The 12,673-nt window shown below is 38.2% G+C and carries 13 protein-coding genes and 2 tRNA genes; 6 read left to right on the top strand and 9 right to left on the bottom strand.

Features of this window, described 5'->3' with window-relative positions; all coding sequences use genetic code 11:
* Window positions 1-102: 102 nt before the first annotated feature.
* Window positions 103-486, top strand: coding sequence for a DUF779 domain-containing protein (locus tag ACWNCI_RS09940; protein WP_346984472.1), 384 nt, complete (start codon window positions 103-105; stop codon window positions 484-486).
* A gap of 376 nt (window positions 487-862) precedes the next feature.
* Window positions 863-1,249: an HU family DNA-binding protein gene (locus tag ACWNCI_RS09935; RefSeq protein WP_346984473.1), complete on the top strand. Its 387-nt coding sequence runs from the start codon at window positions 863-865 to the stop codon at window positions 1,247-1,249.
* A 136-nt stretch (window positions 1,250-1,385) separates the two neighbouring features.
* Here the strand turns inward: ACWNCI_RS09935 and ACWNCI_RS09930 are convergent, their stop codons facing one another.
* Window positions 1,386-2,585 (bottom strand): dicarboxylate/amino acid:cation symporter, encoded by a 1,200-nt coding sequence (locus ACWNCI_RS09930; RefSeq protein WP_449388174.1) that lies wholly within the window; start codon window positions 2,583-2,585, stop codon window positions 1,386-1,388.
* 91 nt (window positions 2,586-2,676) lie between these two features.
* Here ACWNCI_RS09930 and ACWNCI_RS09925 point away from each other — a divergent pair, with 91 nt between their 5' ends.
* The 3 genes from ACWNCI_RS09925 to ACWNCI_RS09915 are packed head-to-tail and all read left to right on the top strand — an operon-like array spanning window position 2,677 to window position 4,483.
* Complete coding sequence (locus tag ACWNCI_RS09925) at window positions 2,677-3,591, top strand: DnaJ C-terminal domain-containing protein (RefSeq protein ID WP_449388173.1); 915 nt, start codon at window positions 2,677-2,679, stop codon at window positions 3,589-3,591.
* Window positions 3,592-3,594: 3 nt separating this feature from the next.
* Window positions 3,595-3,897: a chaperone modulator CbpM gene (locus tag ACWNCI_RS09920; RefSeq protein WP_449388172.1), complete on the top strand. Its 303-nt coding sequence runs from the start codon at window positions 3,595-3,597 to the stop codon at window positions 3,895-3,897.
* Window positions 3,898-3,955: 58 nt separating this feature from the next.
* Complete coding sequence (locus tag ACWNCI_RS09915) at window positions 3,956-4,483, top strand: hypothetical protein (protein WP_449388171.1); 528 nt, start codon at window positions 3,956-3,958, stop codon at window positions 4,481-4,483.
* Between the two features lie 88 nt (window positions 4,484-4,571).
* Here ACWNCI_RS09915 and ACWNCI_RS09910 read toward each other — a convergent pair whose 3' ends face one another.
* Entirely contained in the window at window positions 4,572-5,555 is a 984-nt protein-coding gene (locus ACWNCI_RS09910; protein WP_346984477.1) for a PLP-dependent cysteine synthase family protein, read from the bottom strand.
* Window positions 5,556-5,788: 233 nt separating this feature from the next.
* Window positions 5,789-7,018 carry an ABC transporter permease gene (locus ACWNCI_RS09905; protein WP_449388170.1) on the bottom strand — a complete coding sequence of 410 codons (1,230 nt, stop codon included), beginning with the start codon at window positions 7,016-7,018 and terminating at the stop codon, window positions 5,789-5,791.
* 4 nt (window positions 7,019-7,022) lie between these two features.
* Between ACWNCI_RS09905 and ACWNCI_RS09900 the strand changes: the two genes are divergently transcribed.
* The gene (locus ACWNCI_RS09900) at window positions 7,023-8,234 is read left to right on the top strand and encodes an exo-beta-N-acetylmuramidase NamZ family protein (RefSeq protein ID WP_449388169.1); all 1,212 of its coding nucleotides are present in this window, start codon (window positions 7,023-7,025) and stop codon (window positions 8,232-8,234) included.
* Between the two features lie 88 nt (window positions 8,235-8,322).
* Here the strand turns inward: ACWNCI_RS09900 and ACWNCI_RS09895 are convergent, their stop codons facing one another.
* From ACWNCI_RS09895 to ACWNCI_RS09870, 6 genes are all read right to left on the bottom strand, one after another.
* Window positions 8,323-8,529, bottom strand: a complete 207-nt coding sequence (locus tag ACWNCI_RS09895) for a hypothetical protein (RefSeq protein WP_346984480.1) — start codon at window positions 8,527-8,529, stop codon at window positions 8,323-8,325.
* A gap of 5 nt (window positions 8,530-8,534) precedes the next feature.
* Complete coding sequence (locus tag ACWNCI_RS09890) at window positions 8,535-9,167, bottom strand: DUF3575 domain-containing protein (protein WP_449388168.1); 633 nt, start codon at window positions 9,165-9,167, stop codon at window positions 8,535-8,537.
* Window positions 9,164-10,345, bottom strand: coding sequence for a thioredoxin family protein (locus tag ACWNCI_RS09885; RefSeq protein WP_449388167.1), 1,182 nt, complete (start codon window positions 10,343-10,345; stop codon window positions 9,164-9,166). Before ACWNCI_RS09885 ends, ACWNCI_RS09890 begins: the two co-directional genes overlap by 4 nt.
* Window positions 10,346-10,462: 117 nt before the next feature.
* A tRNA-Phe gene (locus tag ACWNCI_RS09880) sits at window positions 10,463-10,535 on the bottom strand.
* A 109-nt stretch (window positions 10,536-10,644) separates the two neighbouring features.
* A tRNA-Phe gene (locus ACWNCI_RS09875) sits at window positions 10,645-10,717 on the bottom strand.
* Between the two features lie 97 nt (window positions 10,718-10,814).
* Window positions 10,815-12,656, bottom strand: a complete 1,842-nt coding sequence (locus ACWNCI_RS09870) for a lysophospholipid acyltransferase family protein (protein ID WP_449388166.1) — start codon at window positions 12,654-12,656, stop codon at window positions 10,815-10,817.
* Window positions 12,657-12,673 lie beyond the last annotated feature (17 nt).

The raw sequence follows: 12,673 nt of genomic DNA, 5'->3' as shown, positions 1-12,673 counted from the left end.
GAGAACAGACTTCATTTTTAGCCGTAGTTTCCAGGTCTTGAATTTTTGGTTCTTTTGTCTTGAAACAAAAGAACATTAAAACATAAAAACAAAAGAAAAATTATGAAACCTAAAATATCAAGACTTTCAGCTACAGAAAAAGCCTTAGAAGTAATCTGGGAACTGGAGAAGAAATACGGCGATCTCATGTTCTACCAGGCGGGCGGATGCTGCGAAGGAACGCAGCCGCAATGCTTCGAAAAAGGCGGGTTTTATCCGAGAATGAATGATGCCATGATTGGCACCATCCACAATCATGAATTCTGGATCGACCGTGATCTGTTCGAATATTGGCAATACTCTCATTTTACACTGGACGTTACCGACGGCTTCGGACCCGGTGGATTCTCCCTCGAAACACCTTTAGGCAAAACATTCAAAGTTCATTACCGACTCTTTACCCCTGAAGAACTGGAGAATCTGGAGCCGGTAAAACGAAGTGAATAAACCTTAAAAGAATGATGATTCGCATACATTGCTTTTGAATATATTTTCAACAATATCATTGCGATAATCCGTTTCCTTCTATTTGCATCATATCAGTTGGGCATTTTGAAAAATTTTTGATATTGGATTCGTCAATTCGAGTGTTTTTCGCAGCGAAGCGAAGAAAAATGTATCGAGAATCTGTGAGTAAAGGTGACTTAAAGTGAAACTTCTCAATCCGATTTTTTTCAAAAATCTACTCGAAGTGACGAAAATGAATCAAAATGCACAACGGGTTATAGATATATTTCTACAAGCTCGTAGATGTTTGTCTACAGAGGGTTTTTGTATTAATTATTTCATTAAGTTTATCCCTTAATCTAAATAATTAACCCAAATGTCTATTAAGTACACAGTGATTGAACGCGGTGAGCCAGGCGTAACTGGCGGAGGAACAAAAAGATGGTATGCTCAGGTAAAAACCGATGGTGAAATGACCGTCGATGATCTCGTAAAAGAAATCGAAAAATTCTCTGCCCTCAGTGAAGCAGATATCCGGGGGGTCATCATTGCTCTCGAAAACGTCATTCAGAAAGAGCTTGCCAACAGCAAAATCATCAGGCTCGACAAACTAGGGAGTTTCTATCCCAGTCTCAGCAGTGGCGGTGCCGAAAGTGAAGACAAATTTAATGTAAACCTTATCAAAGGAGCCAAAGTAAATTACCGTCCCGGTAAACGAATTACCGATGCTCTCAATACGGCCTCTTTTACCAAAGACAAGTAAGCGTACAAAACCTGCGCAGGTTTTACTTCAAACCTAAGCAGGAGTTGCCCCAAACCTGCGCACCTTTTGCATGAAAGCTGCGCAGGTTTTTTGTGAAAGATCGTCAGGGGTTTTAAATACATGACTCAAAACTGCGTCAAACTTTCACAAACCTGTTGACAAACATCGATGCAATCAATTGTCCGACTGCATTTAAAACCGTTGCCAAAGGATCTACCAATGTTCCGATAATCATCACAGCAGGAATGGCTTCCTGGGGAAGTTTATACACCGAGATCATCAGCATCTCGCCGATATATCCGCCATTAGGAATTCCGCCCGCTACAATACTAACGAAAACGGTAATGCCTAAAGCTAAAAGCAGATTCATCGGATCAAAAAAATCTCTGCCGATAATCATAAAAGCAACATAGATCTTAATGATCGAAGACATAGAAGATCCGTTTTTATGAAGCGTAGTCCCGATCGGAATCACAATATTGGAGATCTGACTGGGAATCCCGATTTTAGATGCCGCCTGCAGATTTGCGGGCATAGTGGCAAAGCTGCTGCAGGTACTTAATGCTGTTACCGTTGGGTAAATGGCATTCTTCCAGAAAATCTTTATCCCGCTAATTCCTCCGGCCATAAAGGCATACAATGAGAAAAATACCAGAAAGTAGATAACGCCTGCAATATAATAAAGACCCAAAGGTTTAGCATAAAATCCGAAAAGCTGAGGTCCCAAAGTAGCTACCTGATAGGCAAAATAAGCACCCAAGCCAATAGGAGCCGCTTTCATGATTAATAACAGAAGCTCTTTCATCACTTCATATCCTGAAGCAATAAACATTCTGAAAGGTTGACCGCGTTCTCCTGTCTTCCTTGCCGAGAAGCCTGTCATAAATGCAAAAATAAGCAACGCCAGCATATTCTGTCGTGAAAAAAGCTGTGTAAATTCGCCCACTGTAAAGAAACTTACGATCTTGTTGCCCCAACTGTCGGCAGAGGCTACTTCTTCGATTACTTCCTTGCTTCCGGAAACACCCGAAACAGGAAACAGATACACCGCGCAGATCGTAAAAACAGCTGCCGTTAAAATGAAAAACAAGAACGTTAGCGCCATAGTAAAAATAATCTTTCCAAACTTTGATTGCTGCTCAAGCGAAGCAATGGAGTTGGAAACAGCAAAAAAGACGAGAGGCACAACACTCACGAAAAGTAAATTCAGAAATATATCTCCCACAGGTTTTAGATACTCTACAGCCTGTGGTGCAACAATACCGATAATACTTCCGACAGTGATGCCCAGAAGTAAAAGCAGGATTCCGGAGTAGTTTTTCAGGACTTCTTTCATGTGGCGCTTTTTGATCAAAGATAGCTTTATTTTAACACTCCATTGTATAAATTTCCCCTGTAAAATCCTTAAATTTGAGTAAAACGTTTCTATGGCTTATATAGACTATTATAAAATTTTAGGTGTTGACAAAAGTGCAACTCAGGACGATATTAAAAAAGCCTATCGCAAACTCGCAAGAAAACTCCATCCCGACCTTAATCCTGATGATAAGGAGGCTGAAAGGAAATTTAAAGAGATTAATGAGGCCAATGAGGTACTCAGCAATCCTGAAAACAGAGCTAAATACGATAAATATGGCGAACACTGGAAGCATGGCGAAGAGTATGAAAAGGCACAGCAGCAGCAAAGGCAGTACCAGAGCCAGGATAATGATTTTGGTGGCGGTTTTTCAGGTGCAGATTTTAGAGAAGGGGAAGATTTTTCCGATTTTTTCCAGAGTATGTTCGGTGGAGCAGGAGGATTCGGAAGAAGTTCGAGAGGGAGCGCATCCGGGAAGTTTAAAGGGCAGGATGTACACGCAGAGTTGAATCTTAGCCTAAAAGATGCTGCGACTGCCCATCAGCAGACCTTTGATATTAACGGAAAAAAAGTAAGAATCACAATTCCTGCCGGAGTCTACGACGGACAACAAATTAAACTGAAAGGGCATGGAAGCCCCGGCTATAACGGAGGTCCCAACGGTGATCTGTATATTACCTTTACTATTCCGACAGATCCGGATTTTGAAAGAATCGGAGACGATTTAAAGACAAAGGTTTCCATTGATCTGTATACAGCAGTTTTGGGTGGCGACGTAAAAGTCAATACGCTGATGGGAAGCGTTAACCTAAAAGTAAAACCCGAAACGCAGAACGGAGTCACGGTAAGATTAAAAGGAAAGGGCTTTCCGGTGTACAAAAAAGAAGGACAGTTCGGTGATCTGTTTGTGACGTACGACGTGAAACTGCCTACGAACCTTACCGATAAGCAGAAACAACTTTTCGAACAACTAAAAAATTCCTAAGTCATGAATGAAAGAATATCACGCGAAGAACTCGTAAAAATATACAATATTGAGATTACTTTTTTTGATGAACTGGTAGATTCCGGCTTGCTGAATATTCATACGGAAAACGAAATCCTATATCTCATGTACGAAGATCTGCCTTCTTTTGAAAGGTTTACCAACTGGCATTACGATCTGGAGATCAATCTTCCCGGGCTTGAAGTAATTCACGATATGCTGCGGAAAATGGAAGACCTGAAGCAGAAGAACCGTGAGCTGATGACTAAGCTTTCGGCGATCAGTGATAAATATCAGGAGGGTTGAGTTTTAGAGTATGAGTGTGGAGGGGAAAAACTTATATTTGTATCCATAATTAATCAATATGAGTGAAGAGAGAATGATCGTTCTGAAGCCCAGAAGGCAGGATTTTGAAGAAATATATTTCAGTGGAAATCAGGGAAGCCTGTTCTTTTCATCAACCAACCGTGGGAAAACAGTAACGACTATTGTAGTCGGCCTTATTTTACTGATATTGCTGTTTTTCAGAGATGATTTCAGCAAAGAGAAAGCAGGGATTTTATACTTCGTGAGTTTTCTGTTCCTTCTTTGTGCTGTTTTTCTTTCGGTAAGCATCAATAAAGTTTCCAGATGGAAGAAGCAGGTTGGACGTTATTTAGCCAAACTTGAAAACTGCAGCCTTTACGAGATCAGATTCGACGATCAATTTTTTACGGTCAATATCGACGGTGACAAAGAAACCAGCGAATGGAAAGATTTTGAATTTTTCGACAGCAATAACGAATTCATCAGCATCGAGGGAAAATACAGTTATATGTTTCCCAGAAAATCGATGAATGAGAAGGACTACAGTTTCTTAAAGCAGGTTTTGAAGCAGAGGATTAACGAATAAATATCTGCCAGAAATAATTTAATAAAATAAAAGAACTCAGAACATTTTTGCTCTGAGTTCTTTTATTATTGATAGGAATACCGGTTGATTAATCCAGCCAGCCCATTTCTTTCATCCACTCGTCGTTGTAGATCTTTCCGACATATCTGGATCCGTGGTCGTGAAGAAGAACTACGATGACATCGTCTTTCGTGAACTGATCTTTCATCTGTACAAGAGAAGCAATGGCGCTTCCTGCGGAGTATCCACAAAAAATCCCTTCTTCTTTTGCCAGCTTTCTTGCATAGATAGCGCCATCTTTATCCGTTACTTTTTCGAAATGATCGATAACAGCCATATCATAGTTTTCAGGTATAATATCTTCCCCGATTCCTTCTGTAATATAAGTGTAGGCATGATCGTAATGAAGCTCACCGGTTTCGTGATATTCCTTTAAGATAGATCCGTACGTATCAACCCCGATCACTTTGATGTCAGGATTTTTCTCCTTAAAGAATGTTCCGCATCCGGTAATCGTACCTCCTGTTCCTGCTCCAACTACGAAGTGAGTCAACTTACCTTCGGTCTGTTCCCAGATCTCAGGAGCTGTAGATTCATAGTGCGCAGCTCTGTTGGATAAATTATCATATTGATTCACATACCAGCCGTTTTCAGTTTCCTTTGCCAGTCTTTTAGAAACAGAATAGTAAGAACGAGGATCGGTAGGTTTTACATCGGTAGGACAGACAATAACTTCAGCACCTACAGCCCGTAGAATATCACATTTTTCTTTTGATTGTTTTGAGTTGGTTACAAAAATACATTTGTATCCCTTGATGATCGCGGCAAGAGCCAGCCCCATTCCTGTATTTCCGGAAGTTCCTTCAATGATGGTTCCACCCGGCTTCAGTCTTCCGTCTTTTTCTGCGTCTTCAATCATTTTCACGGCCATTCTGTCTTTCACGGAATTCCCGGGATTGAAGGTCTCCACCTTTGCCAAAACTAATGCAGGAAAATCTTCACCCAAAACTTTATTCAGTTTTACCAGTGGCGTATTTCCTATAGTTTCGAGGATGTTGTTTGCGTATTTCATAAATGTTTTTTAAAGAACAGCAAAGATACGGCTTTAAATTTTATTGGGCTTAAGGATGGTAGGGATTAAATTAATCAGCCTCCTATAGATAAATTCACAAGTGAAGCAAATTCATCATTCACCTTTACTGTCAATGGTTAATTTCTGCGAGTCAATTGTCAATTTTTCTGTGATTCTAAATTCACTTGCGAAGCAAAATTCACCATTCAAAATTGACCATTCATTATTCTTCCTTAATTATACTTAATCGCCTTCACCGGAGAGATCTTACTGATCAGGTAGCTTGGAATGATAAGTGCAAGGCCCGAAATAATCAGAATTCCCAACGAAATAGATATAATAACGAGCGGATTAAGATCTACCGGAACAGTACTTACGTAGTAATTCTCAGGATTTAATTTAATAATTCCAAAAAACTTCTGAATCAGGATCAGCCCAAGTCCGATCATATTTCCATATAAAAGTCCCGGAATCATAATGATTAAAGTATAATTAATAAAAGTCGCCCGTATTTGTGAATTGCTGGCACCAAGCGTTTTAAGAAGTCCTATGGAATTGGTTCTTTCGATAATAAGGATTAAAAGAACCATGATGATATTAATCACCACAACAATCAACATAATAATAATGATCAGTGCGATATTGGTATCGAAAATACTAATCCAGTCTGTGATCTGGGGAAATTTTTCGGTAGCTTTTTCTGCGTAGTTCTTATAGCCGATCAACTTTTCAATCTCAGGAAAATCGCCGTCTACATCATCTATATCTTTAAAGAAAATATCAATTCCGCCTACTTCGTCCGGCTTCATATCCTGAATTTTCCGTACATGGTTGATATCTCCTATGACGAACTGATCATCAATCATTTTAATGTCAGTGTTATAGATTCCCACGACTTCAAACTTTCTGTAAATGGGTTGTTGGTCGGTCTTTGAAAATACGGTAACAATGCTGTCTTTAACTTTCAGGTGCAGGTCGTTGGCAATTTTCTGTGAGATGACGACTCCGTTATTGTAGCCTTTTTCAGTAATGGTCGGGGTAGTTCCTGCAAGCAGAAATTTCTTAAACCTGAGGCTGTCAAAATCCTTTCCTATTCCTTTGAAAATAATTCCTGCAAAATTATGTTCATTCCGCATAATCCCAGTGATCATCGCATATTTCTGCGCAGATTCTACATCGGTAAGCTGGCGGATCTTTTTGATATCCAACCCCTGATTATCAAGAACAGACGTATTGTATGAGGAATTGGATCTTGTAGACTTTACGGTAATATGTCCGCTGAAATCTGCCAGTCTCTCTTTGATCGCCTTTTTGGAACCGAACCCTGTAGAAACGGTAATTAAAGAAACAATAATTCCCAACGCTACAGAAAGTCTGCCGATGAAGATGATAACCCTTGAAAGGTTATTTTTGTTATCTTTGGAAAACGCTATTTTTCTAGAGAAATATAAAGGAAATTTCAAGCTTATGAATTTAGATTTCAAAATTAAAAATTTACTTCTTATTTGCCTAATTTTTTTAGGAGTATTCCAACAATATTATTCTCAGACTCAAGCTCCAGGCGGTTTTAGGACAGGTGCCGATCAGCCGGAAGTATATTTGCCTTTGCTGAAGGGGAAAACTATCGGCGTTGTTACCAATCAGACTGGATTAATGAGCGACAGAACGCATGTGGTTGATTTTTTGGCGAAAAAAGGAATTAAAATTAAATCGATCTTCGCTCCTGAGCATGGCTTCAGAGGTGATGCAGATGCTGGTGAAAAAGTGAAAAACGGAATAGATGTAAAAACCGGGATTCCTATTATTTCTCTGTATGGCAATAATAAAAAGCCAAAACCTGAACAATTAAAAGGAATTGATATTGTGGTTTTTGATATTCAGGATGTAGGTGTTCGCTTTTATACTTACATTTCTACATTGACTTATCTGATGGAAGCTGCTGCGGAAAATAATGTTGAAGTGATGGTGTTTGACCGACCGAATCCTCACGACGGCTACACAGACGGCCCTGTTTTGAACAAAAAATGGACGAGTTTTGTGGGAATGCATGAAGTACCTGTAGTGTATGGACTAACGATTGGAGAATATGGTAAAATGGTAAACGGAGAAAAGTGGCTGGAAAATAAAGTTCAGGCAAAGTACACGTTGATTCCGATGAAAAACTATCATAAAAAGTTAAGATATCCAATTTTAGAAAAACCTTCACCCAATTTACCCAATGACAAATCGATCAATCTCTATCCGAGCTTATGTTTTTTTGAAGGCACTCAGGTTTCTGTCGGAAGAGGAACGGATTTGCCTTTTCAGATCTACGGTTCTCCCTGGACAAAAGATTTACCCTATCAGTTTACACCCAAACCTAATTTCGGAGCAAAAGATCCTTTCTTAAACGGAAAACTGTGTTTTGGAGAAAATCTTTCAAAATATCCTGAAGATTTAAGATCATTACATTTGGAATGGGTGATCAAAGCCTATAAAAACTATAAGAACCCTGACCTTGACTTTTTTCTGAAACCTGCTGCGGGTAAAAATTTCTGGTTCGATACTTTAGCCGGTAATGACGAGCTGAGGAAACAGATCGTTGCCGGAAAATCCATTTCCGAGATTAAAGCATCATGGAAACCGGCGTTAGAAAGATTTGAGAAAATCAGAAGGAAGTATATTGTTTACGAAGAGTAAAATAGGTGAGTGGTCAATCGTCAATTTTGCTTTGCCAGTCAATTTTGAGAAATTCACGAGTTTTAGTGAATTTACCATTCATTTGTCCTTAATCAAAATCATGCGGCGGAGTTTTATCATTCTTACCTTTGTTCATGATGAGTAGTCCGATTGATAAGCCTATTACGCCTGCTGCTCCAATCATTAAAGCTCTTTGCAGTTTATCTGCTTCATTGTTTCCAAGATAATTCATCAGGAAAAGAATGGCAAAGGTAATAACACATATAATCAGGTGATTTTTTCCGAATAGCTTCATTGGATTTATTTTAATTTATAAGAAATCATGATACCTCCTCTGTAAGGTAGAATTTCACCACTTCTGTTGAATTTATTGTCTTTTCTGTCGTATCGTTCTCCTGTAGTTCTGTCGTATCCTTTATAGAAATCCTGTGATGTCCCGATAGCTGCGTAAACATCAATATTCCACCTGTCGGAAACTTTAAACTGATATCCGCCTGTTATGCCAAATATTACGGAATATCCTTTCTGGTAGAGATTTGAAGTGACAAAAACTTCTCCAAAATCATTGTAATAAGGTCCATCAGACCAATAATTCCACTTTTGCAATACAAACGATGAAGCCGCAATATTGGCTCCTACATACCAGTGTTTAAAAGCTTCATTAAAATAATATCTGCCTTCCGCCGACACAGAGTAATACTGCAGTTCATGTCCTGCAAATGATTTCCATGGTGATATCAGAACATCTCCCTGTACCGTAACTTTTTTGGTAAGCTGGTGTTCAAGGCCTAAATTAACGATTCCAATAGGAATAAGAAGTGCATTACCTTTTATGTAAACGCTCGTTTCATGGCTCTGTTCAAGTTCCTGAGCATTTAAATTTCCTAATAGAAATAAAGTAAGTAATCCTGTAATGAATTTAATTTTTATCATTTTGTATTGATTTGCTTTAATAATGTATCCGCTAAAGTAGAGTCTTTCTGTGCCTTAATAGCAATATTCTTCGACATCTCGGCAAAGTCTTTTGCCTGATCTTTGTTTCCTGTCAGGAAGTATAGTTTGGCAAGAATATAAGTGTTTTCTGAGGTTTCTCCACGCATGACAGATTTTTCTGCCCATTCTGTTGCTTTTTTGAGAGAAGCAGGATTGGTGACGTTTTCAGAAAAAATCCATGCGGCTTTTAGCAATTCATTAGGCTCAAAAACTTCAGAATTTTTATAATAAACAAGCGCTGCTTTTTCATATTCCGGGAAATTTGCATTTTGCTCGTAATAGCTGAGTTTGGTCTGGTTGAGCTTAACTTCTGCATCATGTTTCCCTACAATTGGTTCGGCGAGCTTCATGAAATAATCGTCATTAATTCTTTTATTTTGTCTGTCGATGGATTGCTCAACGATTTTTCCCAGCCTGATCTGATTGTCGAATTCACGATAAGTTTCCTCGGGTAGAAATTTGATGATCTCAGCTTTTCTTTGGGTAAAAACTTTATAATTTTTGTCTTCGGAAGATTTCAGAAAAAATAATAAAAGTCCGATGTCGTCTTTTGTCAACTCGGATGTTTTTTCTTTATTTTCAAAATATCTTTCTGAAGCTTTTTTTGCGAAATCAAAATCTGAAGACGAGTTCAGCCTCATAATATTGATCAGGAATTCAGGGTCTTTTTCACCCTTTTCGAAACGTTCTTTTAAAGAACCTTTCTTGTTATTTGGTGAATTGATATTCTGCGCCATGGAGATGAACATACTTTCTTCCATGTAACCATAATTTTGTGAAACAAGTTCTCCGTCGCCATTCAGAAAAAGATAAGTAGGGTAGGATCGTACGCCGTATTTTGCAGCAATTTCTCTTCCTTCACCTTTTTCCATGTCAAATCTCGCATTCACAAAATTGGAATTATAATAATCTCCTACTGTCTTTTTAGTGAAAATATTCCTTTCCATCATTTTGCATGGGCCACACCACGAAGTATAAGCATCAATAAACAAAATTTTGTTTTCTTTTTTTGCTTTCGCAATCAGATCTTTAAAGGGCAGATCCTGAAATTGAATAGCTTCCTGGGCGAATATTGTGATAGTGGACAATAAAAATAAAACGGAGACAATCTTCTTCATTTTTCAATAAAAATTAAAAAGCGAATATACTTAATTTCAACGTAAATGAAGTGCGGTTATTGTGAATTAATTGGTATGAAGTAACAAAAAAGTCACCTCATGTGAGATGACTTTAAGTGGTTTCTCCAGGAATCGAACCAGGGACACATGGATTTTCAATCCATTGCTCTACCAACTGAGCTAAGAAACCATTGAATACTTTTTTTTGAAGTGGTGCAAAACTAATAACAATTATTAGACTCTGCAAGTCTAAAAAACAAATTTGAAAAGAAAACCACCTTTTTACAGGTGGTTTTTTGTGGTTTCTCCAGGAATCGAACCAGGGACACATGGATTTTCAATCCATTGCTCTACCAACTGAGCTAAGAAACCATTCTTTTTACTTCGTTGTTTTAAAGTGATGCAAAAGTAAGAAGTTTTGATATATGAAGCAAGTATTAACAATACTTTTTTTAACAAAACTTAAAACCTACTGATTTTCAACCGAATTATTTTCCTGTTCCTTACGGATCTTTTCACTCATTTCTTCCAATACAGGCTTAATCGTACTTTCAGGAAGATCACTTATTCTGATGTACATTAATCCGTCGATCGCATCATTGAAGTTAGGATCCACATTGAAAGCAATAACTTTTGCGTTTTGTTTGATATATTTTTTAATTAAAACCGGTAGTCTCAGCTCAGGTTCAAGATCGTCAATGATTTTATCTAATTTATTAAGATCAGACTCCATCTCATCAAAGAAAAGATTTTTATCTCTGTCCCTTAGTTTTACCTTATATTCATTTCTTGGAGTAATGTATTGAGCTACAGCAGAATCGTAATAATTTGAACGCATAAACTCAATCATCAGAGATTTGGAAAACTCAGAAAATTTATTAGAAATACTTACTCCTCCCATAAGGAATTTATGATCCGGATTTCTCAGGCACACATGAATAATTCCTCTCCAAAGAAGAAAAAGTGGAAGCGGCTTCTGCTGATACTCCTGGCAGATATAAGCACGCCCCATTTCGATCACTTTTTTAAAGAATGGATGGATGTCCTGCTCAAATTCAAACAGTGAACTGGTGTAAAATCCTTTAATTCCGGATTTTTTCATTACTTCTCTGCCTAATGCCATTCTGTATGCTCCTACGAGTTTTTCTTCGGCATTGTCCCAAAGAAAAAGGTGATGGTATTGTTTATCATATTCATCCAAGTCGAAAGGAAGGTTGCTTCCTTCGCCCACCGCCCGGAATGTGAGTTCTCTCTGGCGGCCGATTTCTCTCATGATCGAAGGGATTTCTTCATATTTGGTGAAGTAAACCTCATAATTTCCATTGCTGAAAAACATCTTATCAGTACCTTTCAGTTTATTGATGTCTTTGAGGATGTCTTCTTTTGGGGTTTCGTCGATGATATTCTGAACGATATTTTCTTCTTTCAGTAAAGGGAATTTTACCGAAAGATTCTTAAGATTAATGCTTTGTGCAAGAGATTTTCTTTTTTCGTAGTAAGATTTCATCATATAAACCTTACGCTTGAGAAAATCGCCCAGCTCTTCAATACTTTCCATATCATCCATCGCTTTTACGGCGATAGGTTTGCCAATTCTGATTCTGATAGGTTTTTCTCTGTCATTCATCATTTCTGCGGGAAGCATCAAGGTTTGCAGACTTGGATGAAGCTTGGCTACCTGATAAAATATTCTGCTGTTTTTGGCATGGAAATACATAGGAACTACCGGAACTTTGGCCATTCTTATGAGCTTAAGCGCGGGTTTTTCCCATTCTTTATCTAAAATTTCCCCATAAGGATTATTCTTGTTTGAAACTTCTCCCGCCGGGAAAATTCCTATGCAGCCACCGTTTTGCAGGTGTTTCAGTGTTTCGCGCATGCCTGATGAGCTGCTGTAAGCCTCTTTTCTGTTTTCAAAAGGATTAACAGAGATTACATAAGGTTCCATCGGCTTTATTTTTTCCAAAAGGAAATTACCCATTACCTTGAAATCCGGACGTACTTCAGATAAGATTTTGCACATCAGAATTCCGTCAATGGCGCCAAGCGGATGGTTGGAAACCAAAATAAAGGGACCTGTTTTCGGGATTTTTGCTAAATCTTCTTCAAAAGCGATATAGCTTAAATTCCGCTCTCTCACAAATGAATCGAAAAAGTCTTTGCCTTCCTTGTCTTTCAGTTTATCATATAATTTATTTACTTCATTTATTTTAGCAATGCTCATTACAGCAGATGCTACAGGATTTTTAAGAAATCCTATTTTATGTAAGCCGGAAGCCTTTATTAAATCGTTTTTCGAAATTAAACTCATGTGTGTGGTTAGTCGCA

This window comes from Chryseobacterium lineare (assembly GCF_977014045.1).
This window is presented reverse-complemented; position numbering and strand designations above follow the sequence as displayed.

Coding starts and splice junctions, on each gene's coding strand:
- ACWNCI_RS09940 (WP_346984472.1), top strand. CDS start 103: ATGAAACCTAAAATATCAAGACTTTCAGCTACAGAAAAAGCCTTAGAA.
- ACWNCI_RS09935 (WP_346984473.1), top strand. CDS start 863: ATGTCTATTAAGTACACAGTGATTGAACGCGGTGAGCCAGGCGTAACT.
- ACWNCI_RS09930 (WP_449388174.1), bottom strand. CDS start 2,585: ATGAAAGAAGTCCTGAAAAACTACTCCGGAATCCTGCTTTTACTTCTG.
- ACWNCI_RS09925 (WP_449388173.1), top strand. CDS start 2,677: ATGGCTTATATAGACTATTATAAAATTTTAGGTGTTGACAAAAGTGCA.
- ACWNCI_RS09920 (WP_449388172.1), top strand. CDS start 3,595: ATGAATGAAAGAATATCACGCGAAGAACTCGTAAAAATATACAATATT.
- ACWNCI_RS09915 (WP_449388171.1), top strand. CDS start 3,956: ATGAGTGAAGAGAGAATGATCGTTCTGAAGCCCAGAAGGCAGGATTTT.
- ACWNCI_RS09910 (WP_346984477.1), bottom strand. CDS start 5,555: ATGAAATACGCAAACAACATCCTCGAAACTATAGGAAATACGCCACTG.
- ACWNCI_RS09900 (WP_449388169.1), top strand. CDS start 7,023: ATGAATTTAGATTTCAAAATTAAAAATTTACTTCTTATTTGCCTAATT.
- ACWNCI_RS09895 (WP_346984480.1), bottom strand. CDS start 8,529: ATGAAGCTATTCGGAAAAAATCACCTGATTATATGTGTTATTACCTTT.
- ACWNCI_RS09890 (WP_449388168.1), bottom strand. CDS start 9,167: ATGATAAAAATTAAATTCATTACAGGATTACTTACTTTATTTCTATTA.
- ACWNCI_RS09885 (WP_449388167.1), bottom strand. CDS start 10,345: ATGAAGAAGATTGTCTCCGTTTTATTTTTATTGTCCACTATCACAATA.
- ACWNCI_RS09870 (WP_449388166.1), bottom strand. CDS start 12,656: ATGAGTTTAATTTCGAAAAACGATTTAATAAAGGCTTCCGGCTTACAT.